At 34.5% G+C, this 18,624-nt stretch carries 12 protein-coding genes; 8 read left to right on the top strand and 4 right to left on the bottom strand.

The window, feature by feature from the left end; all coding sequences use genetic code 11:
• Nucleotides 1-24: 24 nt before the first annotated feature.
• Nucleotides 25-525 carry a hypothetical protein gene (locus tag NAT50_RS05365; RefSeq protein WP_250592149.1) on the bottom strand — a complete coding sequence of 167 codons (501 nt, stop codon included), beginning with the start codon at nucleotides 523-525 and terminating at the stop codon, nucleotides 25-27.
• A 281-nt stretch (nucleotides 526-806) separates the two neighbouring features.
• On the opposite strand from NAT50_RS05365, the gene aroC reads away from it, so the two are divergent.
• Together aroC and NAT50_RS05355 are read left to right on the top strand one after the other, a co-directional pair.
• Nucleotides 807-1,871 (top strand): chorismate synthase, encoded by a 1,065-nt coding sequence (aroC, locus tag NAT50_RS05360; protein WP_250592148.1) that lies wholly within the window; start codon nucleotides 807-809, stop codon nucleotides 1,869-1,871.
• A 73-nt stretch (nucleotides 1,872-1,944) separates the two neighbouring features.
• Entirely contained in the window at nucleotides 1,945-3,210 is a 1,266-nt protein-coding gene (locus NAT50_RS05355) for a dicarboxylate/amino acid:cation symporter (RefSeq protein ID WP_250592146.1), read from the top strand.
• Nucleotides 3,211-3,260: 50 nt separating this feature from the next.
• On the opposite strand, the gene NAT50_RS05350 is transcribed toward NAT50_RS05355, so the two are convergent.
• A complete protein-coding gene (locus NAT50_RS05350) occupies nucleotides 3,261-4,046 on the bottom strand; it encodes a TIGR00266 family protein (RefSeq protein WP_250592144.1) in 786 nt (261 codons plus the stop codon).
• 85 nt (nucleotides 4,047-4,131) lie between these two features.
• Nucleotides 4,132-4,713 carry a tRNA-(ms[2]io[6]A)-hydroxylase gene (gene miaE, locus NAT50_RS05345; protein ID WP_250592404.1) on the bottom strand — a complete coding sequence of 194 codons (582 nt, stop codon included), beginning with the start codon at nucleotides 4,711-4,713 and terminating at the stop codon, nucleotides 4,132-4,134.
• 84 nt (nucleotides 4,714-4,797) lie between these two features.
• On the opposite strand from miaE, the gene NAT50_RS05340 reads away from it, so the two are divergent.
• From NAT50_RS05340 to NAT50_RS05325, 4 genes are all read left to right on the top strand, one after another.
• On the top strand, nucleotides 4,798-6,036 hold the full coding sequence (locus NAT50_RS05340; RefSeq protein WP_250592142.1) for a glycosyltransferase: 1,239 nt from the start codon (nucleotides 4,798-4,800) through the stop codon (nucleotides 6,034-6,036).
• 64 nt (nucleotides 6,037-6,100) lie between these two features.
• Nucleotides 6,101-10,141 (top strand): PAS domain S-box protein, encoded by a 4,041-nt coding sequence (locus NAT50_RS05335; protein ID WP_250592140.1) that lies wholly within the window; start codon nucleotides 6,101-6,103, stop codon nucleotides 10,139-10,141.
• Nucleotides 10,142-10,176: 35 nt separating this feature from the next.
• Entirely contained in the window at nucleotides 10,177-11,034 is an 858-nt protein-coding gene (gene ypfJ, locus NAT50_RS05330; protein WP_250592138.1) for a KPN_02809 family neutral zinc metallopeptidase, read from the top strand.
• Between the two features lie 237 nt (nucleotides 11,035-11,271).
• The gene (locus NAT50_RS05325; RefSeq protein WP_250592402.1) at nucleotides 11,272-12,621 is read left to right on the top strand and encodes a hydroxymethylglutaryl-CoA synthase family protein; all 1,350 of its coding nucleotides are present in this window, start codon (nucleotides 11,272-11,274) and stop codon (nucleotides 12,619-12,621) included.
• Here the strand turns inward: NAT50_RS05325 and NAT50_RS05320 are convergent.
• Nucleotides 12,613-14,148 (bottom strand): YifB family Mg chelatase-like AAA ATPase, encoded by a 1,536-nt coding sequence (locus tag NAT50_RS05320; protein WP_250592136.1) that lies wholly within the window; start codon nucleotides 14,146-14,148, stop codon nucleotides 12,613-12,615. The genes NAT50_RS05325 and NAT50_RS05320 overlap by 9 nt on opposite strands.
• A gap of 173 nt (nucleotides 14,149-14,321) precedes the next feature.
• Here NAT50_RS05320 and NAT50_RS05315 point away from each other — a divergent pair, with 173 nt between their 5' ends.
• Both NAT50_RS05315 and NAT50_RS05310 read left to right on the top strand, forming a co-directional pair.
• Nucleotides 14,322-17,315, top strand: a complete 2,994-nt coding sequence (locus tag NAT50_RS05315; RefSeq protein WP_250592134.1) for an amidohydrolase family protein — start codon at nucleotides 14,322-14,324, stop codon at nucleotides 17,313-17,315.
• Nucleotides 17,316-17,319: 4 nt separating this feature from the next.
• Nucleotides 17,320-18,621 (top strand): amidohydrolase family protein, encoded by a 1,302-nt coding sequence (locus tag NAT50_RS05310; RefSeq protein WP_250592132.1) that lies wholly within the window; start codon nucleotides 17,320-17,322, stop codon nucleotides 18,619-18,621.
• The last annotated feature ends 3 nt before the right edge of the window (nucleotides 18,622-18,624 follow it).

Genomic DNA, 18,624 nt, shown 5'->3' with positions numbered 1-18,624 from the left:
GGCATTTTTATATTTTATTTCCGATTAGAAACGGTATCTGATACTTAAAGCAATGTCAGATCCATAGTCATCTGCAAGGTTATCATTGAAATAAAATTCTGGTCTGAAGTCTAATGATAATTGAATTGGCACGTCAAAGTTGTATTCGATACCGATATCACCAGCTGCAAAAACTGCAGTTTCACTAGGACCATCGTATCTTGTACCACCGATGTAATAATCATCAGCACTCCAACTTCCTATACCACCGCCAACACCAGCATACCAGTTGAAACCTCCATCAATGTTCCAAACCCATTGGTATAAACCTGCTAATTTGAAAGCATCAACATTGTTATTGCTTCTCCAACCCAAATCAAATTCTAAACGGTTGCTTTTTGATAATCCTCTTTGGTATGAAATTTCAGCACCAAAACCGTCGTTGTCCCCTAAACGTAGACCTAAAGCGTTTTTAGAAATGTCTTGAGCTTGCGCATTAAATGCTAAACCTAACAGCATAAAAGCTGATAAAAATAATTTTTTCATGTTATGTTAATTTTAGTTTTAACGAAGGTAAATGTACAAATATTGTTTTTAAATCAAAATTTATAGAGGTTTTTTTCATTGGAGTATTCGTTTAAAAAGGAAGAATATTTTAATCTTTTCTCTTAGTTGTTCATTGTCAAGTGAATAGCTTTTTTAAATATAAGAATCATTGAGTCAATGTAATGAATGTTTTAATTTAATTGATTCTTCTGATTAAGTTTTAGGACTATAAATTTTAAAACATAGATAAGAAACCTTATTTTTGTTAGCAAACAAATATAATGGCAGGGAATTCTTTCGGAAATATTTTTAAAATAACCACATTCGGTGAATCTCACGGAGAATCTTTGGGCGGTATCATAGAAGGTTGTCCTCCTGGGATCGAGTTAAATTTAGATTCGGTTCAATATGAAATGCAAAGACGAAAGCCAGGACAGTCTTCAATAGTGACACAACGAAAAGAAGAAGATGAAGTACGTTTTCTATCGGGTCTTTTTGAAGGTAAAACTACAGGAACGCCTATCGGATTCGTTATTCCAAATACCAATCAAAAGTCGGACGATTATTCACATATTAAAGAAACGTACCGACCTAGTCATGCCGATTATGTGTATGAGAAAAAATACGGTATTCGAGATTATCGAGGAGGAGGAAGAAGTTCAGCCCGTGAAACTGCCAGTCGAGTTGTAGCTGGAGCCATTGCAAAGCAAATTATCCCCGATATTAAAATTACAGCTTTTGTATCTTCTGTTGGAAGTATCGAAATGAATATACCTTATCAAGAATTAGACTTCTCACTTATAGAATCTAATCCTGTTCGTTGCCCCGACACAGCAGTTGCTCAAAAAATGGAAACTCTTATTAAGGAAGTAAAAAAACAAGGAGATACCATAGGGGGAACAATTACTTGTGTGATTCAAAATGTTCCTGTGGGCTTGGGTGAGCCTGTTTTTGATAAGTTACACGCCGAGTTAGGTAAAGCAATGCTTTCTATCAATGCCGTAAAAGGATTTGAATATGGTAGTGGTTTTTCAGGAGCCACAATGAAAGGTAGCGAACATAATGATCTATTCAATGAAGATGGAACAACGCAAACTAATTTCTCTGGTGGTATTCAAGGGGGAATTAGTAACGGAATGGATATTTATTTTCGAGTAGCATTTAAACCCGTTGCGACGTTGCTTCAAAAACAAGAAGTATTAACCAATCAGAATCAAATAATTGAACAACAAGGAAAAGGTCGTCATGATCCTTGTGTGGTGCCTCGTGCCGTTCCAATTGTGGAAGCCATGGCGGCAATAGTGATGGCGGATTTTTACTTATTAAATAAAATTTACAATAAATAATAAGGTAAATTTCAAGAACTTTTACATTCTCAGTTATTTACCAACATACACAGACCTATACAAACAAAAAAATATGAATCATCAAGAAAATTTACCGGAACAAAAAAAATCTATTTTTTCAAATCTTACCATGCAAATTTTATTGGCTATGGTTTTGGGAGCTGCTCTTGGAATCTACGTACACCAGAATTACCTTCCTGATACTGCCAAAGAGTTTAGTGGTTATATAAAAATGTTGGCGACTATTTTTATTCGTCTTGTTCAAATGATTATCGCTCCGTTAGTATTTACAACTTTAGTTGTGGGTATTGCCAAATTGGGCGACATTAAAGCCGTTGGAAGAATTGGAGGGAAAGCTTTAATTTGGTTCTTTACAGCTTCTTTTATTTCCTTACTTATCGGATTATTTTGGGTTAATATTTTACAACCGGGTGCGGGTCTGAATTTATCGGATGTTGATTTAGCTACTGCGAGTGAAGTGACAGAAAAAACGAAACAATTCTCAGCGCAGAATTTTGTGGAGCACATTATTCCAAAGAGTGTTGTAGAAGCTATGGCTACTAACGAGATTCTTCAAATTGTTATTTTTTCGATATTTTTTGGATTAGCAGCCGCTTCATTAGGAGATCATACCAAACAAGTAATATCTGCATTAGATAAAACATCACACATCATTTTAAAAATGGTGAATTATGTTATGAAGTTCGCTCCAATTGGAGTTTTTGGTGCTATTGCAGGTGTATTTGCTATTCGTGATGTGAACGAATTATTGTTCACGTATGCTAAGTATTTCGGATCCTTTTTAGTTGGGATTTCATCTCTTTGGATAGTTTTATTGTTAATTGGTTATATTTTCTTAAAAGGAAGAATGACAACGTTGTTAAAACGTATCACCAGTCCGTTGGTTATTGCTTTCGGTACAACAAGTAGTGAAGCGGTATTTCCAAAATTGACAGAAGAGTTAGAACGATTTGGCGTAAAAGATAAAATTGTATCATTTATGTTGCCTTTGGGGTATTCTTTTAATTTGGATGGAAGTATGATGTATATGACGTTTGCTGCTATTTTTATTGCACAAGCTTACGGAATTCCTTTAGATTTGGGAACACAAATGACAATGCTTTTGGTTTTAATGTTAACTAGTAAAGGTATTGCCGGCGTACCAAGAGCTAGTTTGGTAGTTGTTGCTGCAACTTGTGGTATGTTTGATATTCCGGTGGAAGGAATTGCTTTAATTTTACCAATAGATCATTTTTGTGATATGTTCCGAAGTGCAACCAATGTTTTAGGAAATGCTTTGGCTACTTCTGTTGTTGGAAGTTGGGAAAAAGAAGAATAAATAGACTTATGATAAAAATAAAGCCCGGCATTTGCCCGGGCTTTATTTTTTTATATTCCATCCACAATTTTTCCTAAACCGCCTAGAACACCACCTTCTTCTTTTGTGCTGTTTATACCCGAAGCCGCCATTATTTTACCAGCCAATCGGCTAAATGGTAACGATTGAATGTATACAATGCCGGGACCGCGTAGTGTAGCATAAAACAAACCTTCGCCTCCAAAAATAGAGTTTTTGATACCTCCGATAAATTCAATATCATAATCGACTTCTTTGGTAAAACCTACTATACATCCGGTGTCTACTTTTAACACTTCTCCTGCCTTAAGTTCTTTACGGGCAAGAGTTCCTCCAGAATGAACGAATGCCATTCCGTCTCCTTCAATTTTTTGCATGATAAAACCTTCACCTCCAAACAAACCTCGTCCTAATTTTCTAGAAAATTCAATACCAACAGATACTCCTTTAGCAGCACATAAGAAAGAATCCTTTTGGCAAATGAATTTTCCTTGGTATTGCGTCAAATCGATAGGCACTATTTTTCCGGGATAAGGAGAAGCGAACGACACTTTGCGTTTACCAGAATCCTGATTCATGTAAGCAGTCATAAACAAGCTTTCCCCCGTTAAAATGCGCTTTCCGGCACTTAATAATTTTCCGAACATTCCGGATTGCTGTGCTGAACCATCTCCAAAAATAGTTTCCATTTTAATACCGTTGTCCATCATCATGAAGCTTCCGGCTTCAGCAACTACAACTTCTTGTGGGTCTAGTTCTATTTCTACATATTGCATTTCTTCACCATAAATATGGTAATCAATTTCATGAGCTTGCATAATTTTTTGTTTTTTATTTATTGAATTAGAATGTGAATTTAAAAAAATGTTACAAAAAAAGCGTTCAAAATCTGAACGCTCTAAATTATCCGTGAATGGTTTCTTGTTTACCGTAATTGGTAATAATCTCACCTTCGTAATCTATCCATTCTTTCCATCTTTTGTTTACTTCTTCAACATCGCCATATTTTCGGGCAAAATTCAAGAAAACAGTATAATGATTGGCCTCACTAATCATTAGATCTCGATAAAATTTAGCCAATTCTTCGTCTTGAATGTTTTCCGATAAAACTTTAAAACGTTCACAACTTCTAGCTTCAATCATTGCAGAAAAGAGCAATCGATCTACTAAAGATTGTTCGCGACTTCCATCTTTTTTGAGGAATTTGGCCAATTGATTAACATAATCGTCTTTGCGCTCGCGTGTAAACTCTAAATTACGTTCTTTGATTATATTGTGAACCATTTTAAAATGTTCCATTTCTTCTAAAGCGATGTTGGTTAATTCGGTCACCAATTCTTCTTTTTCAGAATTATTGATAATCAAAGTAATGGCGTTAGTTGCTGCTTTTTGCTCACACCAAGCATGGTCTGACAAAATTTCGGAAATATTTCCTTCTGCAATATTTACCCACTTTGGGTCTGTTTTTAATTTTAATCCTAACATTGTATCAAAATAAGATTGCAAAATTACATTTTTTGGAATTGATTTTTCAAGATAAAAGTGGGTATTTTGTATAAAATTTTCAGTTTGAAAAAGAAACAACTTTTAGTCATTGGTTTGGTTTGGCCAGAACCAAATTCTTCTGCGGCGGGAATCCGAATATTGCAGTTGATGGATCTATTTTTGGCACAGGATTTCGAGATTATTTTTGCTTCAGCAGCTCAGGAAAGTGAATTTTCATTTGATTTGCAATCAAAGGGAATACAAAAAAAAAGTATTGAACTTAATTCCTCCAGTTTTGATGAGTTTGTAGCAAAATTACAACCGGATATCGTTCTTTTTGATCGTTACATATCAGAGGAGCAGTTTGGTTGGCGAATTTCCGAAAATTGTCCAGAGACTATACGAATTTTAGATACAGAGGATTTGCATTGTCTTCGACTAGAACGTCAAAATGCGATTAAAAAAGGGAATACTTTTGTGTTGGAAGATTTGTTGTTATCGGATATTGCCAAAAGAGAAATTGCCAGTATTTACCGTTGCGATTTGACTTTAATGATTTCGGAGTTTGAAATGTATATTCTTCAGGAAATTTTTGGTCTCAAATCGGAATTACTTTACTATTTGCCTTTGTTTTATGAAGTAAAAAAGCAATCGGAAATGCTCACATTTGAAGAGAGGGAGAATTTTGTTTTTATTGGAAATTTTATACATGAGCCTAATTGGGATGCGGTTAAAGAACTGAAAACTAAGATTTGGCCAACCATAAGAAAAAGACTTCCCGATGCTAAATTGTTGATTTATGGTGCATATCCAACTCAGAAAGTGCTGCAATTGCACAATGAAAAAGAAGGTTTTTTGATTACGGGACGTGCACAAAGTGCCTCTGAGGTTATAGAAAAGGCTAAAGTTTTATTAGCTCCTTTGCGTTTTGGAGCCGGTCAGAAAGGAAAATTACTTGAAGCAATGCAAGTGGGGACCTGTTCTATTACTACGAGTATTGGTGCTGAAGGGATAGTTTCTGAATCAGAATGGAATGGTTTTGTCATGAATGATTGGGATTCGTTTATTGAAGCTTCGATTAGATTATATACCGATCAGAATTTGTGGAATGAGAGACAAAAAAAGGGATATATAGCTTTAGAGAAATTCAGTCAAGATAATTTTAAGAAAGAATTTTCTTTCAAATTAATGGAACTTTCGAATCATCTTAAAAAACACAGACAAAACAATTTTATTGGCAATCTACTGCAACAACAAGCCTTTCAAGCTACTAGATTCATGTCCAAGTGGATAGAGGAGAAGAATAAAAAAGCTTCGGATTAAAAAAAAGTATTATTTTTTTTACTAATTTTAGACGAACAGATTAAAAAACAGACCCCCTAAGTTAATGAATGTAGTACCTTTTATTGGAAGTGTTGCAATGCTTAATTCGACTTCTATGGTTGATTTAAGGGCTAGTTTCTTGTTAATTGCCAATGGTGTTTATCATTCTTGGTGGTTTATAACCCTATTTTCGATTTTATTGGTTTCATTTTTAATCTATGGTTTCAGAAAATATTCGACTATCACTAACTCCAAGATTAAAAACTATTTAGAAATAGAAAATTCAAACGAACTCTATAGTTTGTATTTTTTATTTATAGGGATTACAATACCTATCATTGAGTACGTCATTGAATATTTTACCTTAAGAAATGATGAAGTTTTAGAGTTTAATATTTTTATAGGATTAATTCTTGTAGGTATTTATTTTTTAAGCCAAAGGTTTAAAATAGTAAGGAATCATCTGGAACAACTAGCTTTAATTTTATTTTTTATTTACTATGGTATAACCATTTACAGGATTCTTCAATCTCCCGAATTTATATCACCTTACTTTGATTTAATTATACTTTATATTTTAGCCTATACCGTATTAAAAAATAATATTCATTATTGGTTTTTTATCGTCTCCAATTTAATCCTTTTTATATTTTTTATTGTTCAAACACTCATACCTAATATATATGGAATAACAATACTTTATACTACTTTTTTAATTTCAGTTTTAAGTCATGTTCGATACGAAATAAGCTTAAAGGTAAGACAAAACTTCTTATTTGCGGATAACATTGTGAATAAAGGAACTTCATTGGTAGTGGTTGTTAATAAGTTGGGTGAAGTGATTTATTGTAGTCAAAATGTAAAACAAATTTTAGGCTATGAGGTTGAAGAAGTAAAAGGATTGAATTTTTGGAAATTAACTCAAGATGAAGAATTTTCTCCTTTGAATTATGAAATCAATGAAAATCTTTATACCAGAAAATTAAAATGCAAAGACAATACTTACAAGTACATACAATGGAAAGATTCGATATATTCTAAAGGTGTTTATATCGGTATAGGTCAAGATGTTACCAAACAGACAGAAACACAAAATCATTACAAAACATTAATTGAAAGTGCTTCGGATATAATTTATGAAACAGACAGAAATGGTTATCTGATCTATTTAAATCCTTTTTCTAAAAAACTATTAAATTATAGAGATAAGGATATTCTAGGTAAACATTTTTTAAATTTTATCAGAGAGGACTATGTTTCGAAGGTCTTGTCATTCTACAAAAAACATTATTCCAAAACAGAGGAAATTCCAGCAATTGAATTTCCTATCCGAAAAAAAGATGGAACCGAATTATGGATTTCGCAAAAGATTTCACTTACTCATGATTCAAAAGGAAATGTAACAGGTTTTGGGGCTATAGCCAGAGATATTACTCTGTTGAAAAAAATAGAAATAGAACAGCACTACCGACATGCGAAAACAGAAGTTTATAATAAAACCATTAACAATTTAGTCACTAAGCAATATACCGTTGGAGATTCCTTTGAGAACATTGTGAAACATATTCTTAAAGAAACGTCACAGGGTTCAAAAATCAACAGAATCAGTTTCTGGTCGTACAATGGAGACAATTTACACTGTCAGAGTTTGTATTCTTTAGATAAAAATGATTTTGAACATGATGATACTATTTACAAATCAGATTATCCTACATATTTTGACACTTTACTAAAGGATAAAATTATCGTAGCTTCTGATGTTTATCATGATGTAGCTACTAAAGAATTGGCCACTAAAGGATATTTTAGCAGTAACAACATCAAATCACTATTAGATGTTCCGGTAATGAGTAATGGTGAGTTGAATTCTATTCTTTGCTTCGAGACTACCACGGAACCAAGAAAATGGGACAATGATGATATTAATTTTGCACGTTCCGTTTCGGATGTGATCTCACTGACTATAGAATCCAATAAGCGTCTTGAAACAGAAAAAAAATTAGAAGAAAAGACCAAAATTTTGGCAGCAATTGCTTCTACAACAGAAATTTTACTTAAAAAATCGAATATTAATGAAGCTTTTGAAGAAATTTTCAAAACTACCTTATCAAATTTAGGAAAAGCGGCTAATGTAGACCGAATTTATTATTTCGAAAATGATTCCCTTCAATCCATAGTAAGTTTAAAACACGAGTGGCTTAAAGAAGGAATTGCATCCATAAAAGAAGATGTTACCTTATTAGATATTCCACATAAAACGTTAAGTTCTATGATGGAAATCTTACTAAAGAATAAAATTGTCAACCAACTTATAGATGAAGTTGAAGGTGAAGAACTTAGAAAAACATTAAAACAACAAGAAGTTTTAAGTATTGTAGTTTTCCCCATTTTTGTTAAAAACAGCTTGTTCGGATTTATCGGTTTTGATGATTGTACTAATGGTCGCAAATGGGCTGATGACGAATTAGATGTCATGCAAATCCTTTCCAGCAATATCGCTGCTTCTATTGAGCGGATCAATTCCGAAAAACTCATTCAGGAAAGCGAAGAAAAGTTCAAATTATTGGCAGATAATATTCCAGGAACCGTTTACCTGTCTAAGTTTGATCCAAATTGGACAAAAGTATATCTGAATGACGAAATTGAAAAACTTACCGGTTACACTAAAGCGGAATTCATAAAAGGAGAAATCAATATTTTAGATTTAGTGCACCCGGATGATAAACGAGATTTACTGGATAGCACGATCCTCAGTATTCAAAAAAATGAACCCTTTCATATAATGTACCGATTAAAGAGAAAATCGGGCGAATACATTTGGATTGAAGAATTCGGAGATTCTATTGTCAAAGACGGGAAAGTAGCTTACATAGAAGGAATATTGATTGACATTACGGAAAAAAGAGCCATAGAAAGTGAGAAGAAAGCTCGTGAATTAGCGGAAGCTTCCAATAAAGCCAAGTCGGAATTTTTAGCAAATATGAGTCATGAAATTCGAACACCGCTTAACGCAATTATCGGATTTACTGATATTCTCACGGAAACACATTTGGATAAAAATCAGCTGGAATATTTGGCAACAGTTCATAAATCTGCTAAAATATTGTTAGATGTGGTTAATGATATTCTTGATTTTTCTAAAATTGAAACCGGAAAATTAGAGTTGGATATCCGCCGAGTAAATCTTTATGAAATTGCCCATCAGGTTTTAGATATTATTAGGTTCGATTCGGTCCAAAAAAATATCGATTTAAGATTTAATATTGGTATTGGCGTACCTAAATATATAGAAACCGATTCCTTGAGAGTGAAACAAATATTACTCAATTTACTCTCTAATGCCGTAAAATTTACTAGTAAAGGAACAGTGGAGTTAAGATTAGATTTGATCGATAAAACAGAGGATAAAGCCCAAATAAGAGTTTCGGTGATTGATAGTGGCATCGGAATAAAAAAAATAAATCAAGAGAAAATTTTTGAACCTTTTTCACAAGAAGATAACTCTACCACGCGGAAATACGGTGGGACAGGATTGGGATTGGCTATTTCGAATAAGATTCTTAATCTGATGGGAAGTAGTCTGGTGTTAATGAGTGATTTTCGTAAAGGGAGTACATTTTATTTCGATTTGAATGTGGTTTATTTTTCCGAAGAGGAAGGTTTAAATACAATCGATATCAAAGATATTGAGGTTAAATATGAAGATCTTAGTTTTCAATTTAAGAAAAATATTTTTGAAATGGAGAAGAAGATATTGGTGGTAGAAGATAATAAGATTAACATGTTGTTGGCCAGAACTTTGATTAAAAAGTTAATGCCTAAAGCTACTATAATTGAAGCTCCAAATGGTAAAATTGCTATAGAAAGATTCAATGAATTCAATCCAGACTTGATATTGTTAGATATACAAATGCCTGTTTTAAATGGATATGAAACCGCTGTCGAGATCCGACAACTGAATTGGGATATTCCTATTATTGCTCTTACAGCCGGTACTGTTAAAGGGGAACGTGAAAAATGTATTGATGCCGGTATGAACGATTATATTTCCAAACCAATCGATAAAGATGTTTTTCAGAGTTTATTGCTAAAGTGGTTAAAATAAAACATGAACTTTAATAAATCAAAAAAATAAAAAATATGAAATGGAAAGGTAATCGTCAAAGTGATAATGTAGAAGACAGAAGAGGAATGTCTGGAAGCGGGAAGATAATTGCGGGGGGAGGAATAGTAGGCGTTATCATTCTTTTGTTGAATTTGTTTGGAGGCGAAACAGGCCAAATGATTGTTCCGGTATTAGAGCAAATGAATCAACAATCAACCGAAGTTCAATCGGAACAACGACCTTTAACAGAAGAAGAAAAGGTGTTGGGTGATTTTGTAGAAACGGTATTTGCTTATAATGAAGACACTTGGCAGCAGATCTTTTCAGAAAATAATTTAGACTATCGTTTCCCAAAAATGGTTTTATTTACCGATGCAGTACAGACTGCCTGTGGCTCTGCAACGGCTGCTTCCGGTCCTTTTTATTGTCCCGGTGATGAAAAAGTATACATGGATTTGTCTTTTTTCAACGAGTTAAAAACACGTTTCGGCGCCAAAGGAGGCGATTTTGCCATAGCTTATGTTATTGCGCATGAAGTGGGACATCACGTGCAAACAGTACTAGGAACTTCAGATAAAGTGAGACAATTACAATCTAGAACCAATCAAACAGAGGCCAATAAACTTTCGGTAGCTTTAGAACTTCAAGCTGATTTCTATGCCGGTTTATGGGCAAAATACAATCAAAAATATTTAGATCCAGATGATATCGATGAAGCCTTAAGTGCTGCAGAAGCTGTTGGTGACGATGCTATTCAAAAAAGGATGCAAGGACAAGTTGTACCAGAATCTTTTACTCATGGAACATCAGAACAACGTAAATACTGGTTCCTGCGTGGTTTCAATACTGGAGATATTCATCAAGGAGATACTTTCACCGAATTGGGATTGTAATAGAATACATAAAAGATACAACCAATCGTTTTAGACGATTATCACTTCTGTTTTTATTGATATCGTAATTTTTAAAATCTTAAAAAAGACTTGTTTAACATGTGTTTTTTAAGATTTTTTTTCGAAATTATCCAAAAATCATAATAATTGGGTGATGAGTTGAAAATGAAAATCAAAATAGGATGTTTTCTTTTTAAAATCGATAAATTTACCTCTCAAACCCATAAAAACTTATCCATGAAAGTTGGAATTGATGCTATAGCTTTCGATTTGCCTAAATTGTACTTACCGATACAAACACTTGCCGAACATCGTAATATTGAATATGAAAAACTGCATTTAGGGTTAGGCTTAGAGCGAATGAGTTTTCCGGATGTACACCAAGATGTGGTTACTTTTGCCGCAAATGCCGCTTTAAAATTAATCGAGAATTACAGCTTATCTCCAAGTGAAATTAGTAGAATTTATGTAGGTACAGAAAGCGGTATTGATGCATCAAAGCCCGTGGCTTCTTATGTGACTCAGTTATTGGAAGAGAAATTGGGTTCAAGGGTTTTTAAAAATTGTGATGCCGTAGATATGACCTTTGCTTGTATTGGTGCTGTAGATGCTCTTCAGACCTGTCTTGACTACATCCGATTAAATCCTGACCAAAAAGCTATTGTTATTGCTACGGATAATGCAAAATATGATCTTAATTCTACTGGAGAATACACACAAGGTGCTGGTGCGGTGGCTATGTTAATCGCCTCCAATCCCAAACTTCTTTCGTTTTCTAGTAAAACGGGCGTCTCTTCTCAAGGAGTTTTCGATTTTTTTAAACCGAGAAGGTATTTTACTAAAGAACAAATAACTAATGATTCTTCTAATCCATTGTGGATGGATATTGAGGAAAATGAAGTAGCATTATACAAAGAACAGCCGGTTTTCGATGGGCAATACTCCAATCAATGTTATGTGAATCGTATTACTGAGGCTTATGAACATTATAAAGTAATTACCAATAGTCCTAAGGGGTTGTTTACCCAATGGGAAAATATCATTATGCATTTGCCTTATTGTTTTCAGGGTCGAAGAACTTTTGTAGATATTTTTACCAGAGAACTCAAATCACCCGAGAAAGCATCGGACAAAGAGTATGTTAGAAGTGTAGCCAAAAACCAAGAATATCTTGAATTTCTAAATAAAACATTACACCCGGCAGAAATAGCTTCCGCTCTAGTTGGTAATATGTACACAGGCTCTATCTTTTTGGGGTTATTGTCTACGTTTTGTTATCATTTGCAACAACAAACGGAGTTAACCAACAAAGTTTTTGGTTTCATTGCTTATGGTAGTGGTTCAAAATCAAAAGTTTTCGAAGGAACTGTGGAGTCTTCATGGAAATCGGTGATAGAAAAAGTGTTGCTATTTGAAACTTTAGCAAAAGCACAGCCTATAGATTTTGAAACCTATGTCAAACTGCACAAAAAAGAAGTAAAAGACTCCATATTGCCTCCAGATGAGGAGTTTGCCTTAGACTATATAGAAAAAGACAATCCTCAACTTTTAGGCGCTAGATATTATAGGTTTCCAAAGTTATCCTAACCATCCTTCTCGATCCAAACTTCTGTATTGAATGGCTTCGGCAATATGGTGAGATTGAATTTGAGTACTGTTTTCTAAATCGGCTATCGTTCTAGATACTTTCAAAATTCGATCATAAGCTCTAGCAGAAAGATTGAGTCGTTCCATAGCAGTTTTAAGTAAGTTCAAGGAAATTTCGTCTAGTTTACAGTATTCTCGAATTTGTTTGGTAGACATTTGTGCATTATAGTGTATAGTGTCAGATGATGCATATCGCTCCGATTGAATTTCTCGGGCTTTTGTGACACGAGCTCTGATGCTAGCGCTGTTTTCAGAAGGACGGTCATCTGAAAGTTTTTCGAAAGGAACGGGAGTAACCTCAATGTGAATATCAATACGATCTAATAAAGGCCCCGAAATTTTACTCAAATAACGTTGCATCTCATTGGGAGTTGAGGTTACAGGGGCATTCGGATCATTAAAATAGCCACCTGGGCTAGGATTCATACTCGCCACAAGCATAAAAGAGGATGGGTAGGTTATGGTAAATTTAGCTCTAGAGATCGTAACTTCTCGATCCTCTAAAGGTTGGCGCATTACTTCTAGCACTTCTCGTTTGAATTCTGGTAATTCATCCAAGAATAAAATACCATTATGAGCCAAAGAAATTTCACCAGGTTGTGGATAACTTCCACCACCAACCAATGAAACTGAGGAAGCAGAATGATGCGGATTTCGAAACGGACGTTGATTCATAAGTCCAGTATCTTTGACTTTTCCCGCGACACTATGAATTTTAGTCGTTTCTAAAGCTTCTTTTAAGGTCATGGGTGGCAAAATACTAGGTAATCTTTTGGCTAACATCGTTTTTCCTGCTCCGGGAGGGCCAATCAAAATAATATTATGTCCTCCGGCAGCTGCAATTTCCATACATCGTTTAATCGATTCCTGACCGCGGACATCAGCAAAGTCAAATTCTGGATAGTCTAAAGTTTTGTAAAACTCTTCACGTGTATTAATTGTTGTAGGGACTAAATTGGATTTTCCTTCGAAAAAATCAATTACCTCCGTTACATTTTCTACTCCGTATACTTCTAGTCCGGCAACAATTGCGGCTTCTTTTACATTTTGTTTAGGTAGAAAAAATCCTTTAAAACCTTCTTCTTTGGCTTTAATAGCTATAGGTAAAGCTCCCTTAATGGGTTGTAGACTTCCATCGAGAGATAATTCTCCCATAATGATGTATTGGTGTATTGCTTCAGATTTAATTTGTCCTGAAGCAGCCAAAATCCCCAGAGCAATAGTCAAATCATAGGCAGATCCTTCTTTGCGCAAATCGGCAGGAGCCATATTGATGGTGATTTTTTTACCGGGAAAATGATAATGATTATTTTTTAAAGCAGCTGCAATACGATAACTACTTTCTTTTATGGCATTGTCTGGTAGTCCTACAAGATGGTACCCAATACCTTTGTCTATGTTTACTTCTACAGTAATGGTTGTGGCTTCAACCCCGAAAACGGTGCTTCCAAAAACTTTAACTAACATGGCGTATACTAAATTTATATCGTAAATAAATACAATATTAATAATATAAATATTTAAAAGCAATAATTTATAATCTTAAAATAAAGAAACTTTAAAAAAGTGTTAAAAATTATAAGACTCGGCAAGAGAAACTTACTTTTAAGTATTTTTAGAAAAATTAACCATAACCAAAAATGAAAAAACTACTATTTCTGCTTTTGTTGGGCTTGCCATTTTCCCGCCTCGCAGCCCAGGATTACTTTCCCAACAATGAAAGTGTCCGTAATGAAAATAACAATTTTACAGCGTTTACCAATGCTAAAATTTATGTAACTCCAACCCAAGTCATTGAGCAAGGAACTTTACTAATTCGAGAGGGTAAGGTAATCAATGTAGGAAAGTCGGTTGCTTTACCTAAAAATTGTGTAGTTTATAATATGGAGGGAAAGACAATTTATCCTTCATTTATAGATATGTATACCAATTTTGGAGTAGCTAATCCAGCCGCTTATTCTGGTAGCCGTGAACCTTTATATGATACTAAACGTAAAGGATTTTACTGGAATGAACATATTCGTTCGGAAGTAAATGCTTCAGGATTTTATAAATATGATTCTGCTAAAGCGGAGGAATTTCTTAAAGCGGGATTTGGCGTTGTGAATACACATATGGCAGATGGTGTAGCACGTGGTACAGGTCTGATAGTTCCTTTAAGTGACGAATCTAAAACCAATAAAATCTTATTTGATAAAGTCACTCAACATTTTGCTTTCACACGAAGTGTCACTACCAATCAGGCTTATCCAAGTTCTTTAATGGGAATGATCGCATTGTTGAAACAAATGTACCACGATAAGAATTGGTATAAAAATGGAAATTCTACATATAAAGATTCTTCGTTGGAAGCTTTAATAGAAAATGAAAAACTAGTTCAGATTTTTGCGGCAGAAGATAAATTAAATGCACTCCGCGTGGCAAAAATTGGAAAAGAATTCGGAATTAATTATATCCTAAAAGGATCAGGAAACGAGTTCGAACGAATAGATGATATAAAAAAGACGAATGCTAAATTTATTGTTCCCGTAAATTTTCCCGATGCTTACGATGTTAGCGATCCGTATCAGGCCAATCAAATGGAATTAGCAGACATGCGTTTTTGGAATCAAGCTCCTACGAACTTAAAAGTGTTAACAGAAAACGGTGTTGTTTTTGCAATTACTACCGATAAACTTAAAAAACTAGAAGATTTCAAATCGAAATTATTAAAAGCGATTAAATATGGTTTTGACAAGACCAAGGCGTTAGAAGCTTTAACAACAGTTCCTGCTTCTTTATTAGGAAAACCAGCGGAATTAGGAAATCTAAAAAATGGAGCGTATGCTAATTTTATCGTTACTTCAGGAGATTTCTTTGATGAGAAAACTATTTTGTATGAAAACTGGGTTTTAGGAAATAAATATGTTGTAAACGACATGAATAGTAAAGATGTTCGTGGCAATTACGAATTGACTTTCGATAATAAAACGTACCAATTAAAAATAGAAGGAGAGTTGTCTTCACCTAAAGCAGAAGTGAAAACTTCAGAGGATAAAAAAGTGAATGCAAAACTATCGATGGCTAACAATTGGTTCAATTTACTACTAAAATCGGATGATTCAACTAAAGTTGAATTTCACCGATTAATGGCTTTGGTGACTGATACCAATCAGTTTTCAGGAAAAGCGACTATGGCTAATGGAACAGAAAGTTACTGGTCCGCTAAGAAAACTTCAGTAACAGAGAAGAAAGCGGAGGAAACGGCAAAACTTGAAATAAACAAAGTTTTTCCAGTGACTTTTCCAAACTTGCCTTTTGGTAATTTACAAAAACCGAAACAAGAAACCCTTTTGTTTAAAAATGTAACCGTTTGGACGAATGAGAAAGAAGGAATTTTAAAAGAAACTGACGTTTTAATCAAAAACGGAAAAATTGCAGCAATAGGAACGAATCTTTCAGATCCTTCTGCTAAAGTCATAGATGGGAAAGGAAAACATTTAACGAACGGAATTATCGATGAACATTCTCATATCGCTATTTCAAGAGGGGTAAACGAATCAGGACATAATGCTACAGCTGAGGTAACTATCGAAGATGTTGTTAATAGTGATGATATTAATATTTACAGAAATTTAGCCGGTGGAGTTACCACATCTCAGTTATTACACGGTTCTGCTAATCCAATCGGCGGAAGATCGGCTATTGTGAAATGGAAATGGGGATTGTCTCCAGATGAAATGATTTATAAAAATTCCCCACAATTCATCAAATTTGCTTTGGGTGAAAATGTAAAACAAGCTAATTGGGGAATCAATAATCCAACACGTTTCCCTCAAACCAGAATGGGTGTTGAACAAGTGTTCATGGATTATTTTAATCGAGCTAAAGAGTATGATGAGGCTTGGAAAGCATTTAATGCTCAAGGAAAAAAAGGTAAAGTAAAAGCACCTAGAGTAGATCTAGAGTTACAAACTTTAGCTGAAATTATCAACAAAAAACGTTTTATTACTTGCCACTCTTACGTACAATCTGAAATTTTAATGTTAATGCGTGTTGCCGAAAAATTTGGTTTCAGAGTAAATACTTATACACATATTCTAGAAGGATATAAAGTGGCCAACGAAATGAAAGAACATGGTGTAGGAGCTTCTACGTTTTCAGATTGGTGGGCTTATAAGTACGAAGTAAACGATGCTATCCCATATAATGGCGCTTTATTGCACAATCAAGGAGTAACTGTAGCGTACAATTCTGATGATGCTGAAATGTCAAGACGTTTAAATCAAGAGGCTGCTAAAGCTGTAAAATACGGAAATGTTTCAGAAGAAGAGGCATGGAAATTTGTGACCTTGAACCCTGCAAAACTTTTGCATATAGATGATAAAGTAGGAAGTATTAAAGTAGGAAAAGATGCCGATTTGGTTTTATGGAACGATAACCCATTGTCTGTTTATGCAAAAGCGGAAAAAACAATGATTGAAGGTGTGGTATATTTTGATATTGAAACCGATGAAATACAAAGGGCTAATCTTGCAAAAGAAAAAAGCGAGCTAATCATGCAACAATTACAAGAGAAAAATAAGGGAATGATTACGCAGGAGCCTAAAAAGAAAGAAAAAATTGAATACCACTGTGACACATTAGAACATTAAGATTATGAAGAAAAACTTATATAAAATAGCCTTTTTGTTGTTACCTTTCTTAGGAATGGAAGCACAGCAAATACCTGCGCCTAAACAATCGAAATCCATTTTAATCATGAATGCCACTGCGCATTTAGGTAATGGGGAAGTGATAGAAAATAGTGTCATTGGCTTTAAAGACGGGAAATTAACTTTAGTAGCTGATGCTCGTGTGGTTCGTTTCGATGTTTCGGCTTATGATCAAGTGATACAAGCCGAAGGGAAACACGTTTATCCAGGTTTTATTGCTCCTAACGCTACACTAGGTTTGGTAGAAATTGATGCGGTTAAAGCTTCAGATGATGAAAATGAAATAGGAACTTTTACGCCTCATGTTCGAAGTATTATTGCTTATAATTCCGAATCAAGAATCAATGAAACCGTTCGAATGAATGGCGTTTTATTAGCACAAATTACACCTCGCGGAGGGAGAATTCCCGGAACTTCTTCTATCGTTCAGCTTGATGCATGGACATGGGAAGATGCTATTGTGAAGGCTGACGATGGCATTCACTTAAATTTTCCATCAACTTTCAGAAGATCGGGATGGTGGGCAGAACCAGGAACAATTGAAGCAAATAAAGAGTATACAAAGCAGGTTGAAGAAATTAAGACTTTTTTCGCCTTAGCAAAAGCTTATGTATCAGAAAGTTCCAGTCAAAAAAATCTGACTTACGAGGCAACTAAAGGTCTTTTCGAAGGGTCTCAAACACTTTTTGTAACTGCTAATGAAGAAAAACAAATTATCGATGCAGTGGAGTTTACCAAAGCTTTGGGAATTAAAAAAGTAGTCATCGTTGGAGGGTATCAGGCTAACAAAGTAACAGATTTATTGAAAAAGAATAACATACCGGTTTTATTACAGCGTACCCATAGTTTACCAATGTTAGATGAAAATGACGTAGATTTGCCTTATAAATTAGCCACGTTATTAACAAAAGCAGGAGTAATCGTTGGCTTGGAAAATAGTGGTGATATGGAACGTATGAATACACGTAATTTGCCTTTCCAAGCAGGAACGTGTGCAGGTTATGGATTAACCAAAGAGCAGGCGTTACAGTTGATTACTTTAAATACCGCAAAAATTTTAGGAATCGATAGCCAATTCGGAAGTTTAGAAGTAGGGAAACAAGCTACGCTTTTTATCTCTGAAGGTGATGCCCTAGACATGAGAACCAATAAACTCATTCAGGCCTTTATTCAAGGACGTAACGTTTCACTCGAATCACATCAGACTAATTTGTATAAAAAGTATAAAGAACGATACAATCAGTAAAAA

This window comes from Flavobacterium luminosum (genome assembly GCF_023635005.1).
In the GTDB taxonomy this organism is placed as follows: Bacteria; Bacteroidota; Bacteroidia; order Flavobacteriales; family Flavobacteriaceae; genus Flavobacterium; species Flavobacterium luminosum.
The sequence above is the reverse complement of the archived record's forward strand: the minus strand, read 5'-3'. Positions and strand labels throughout refer to the sequence as shown.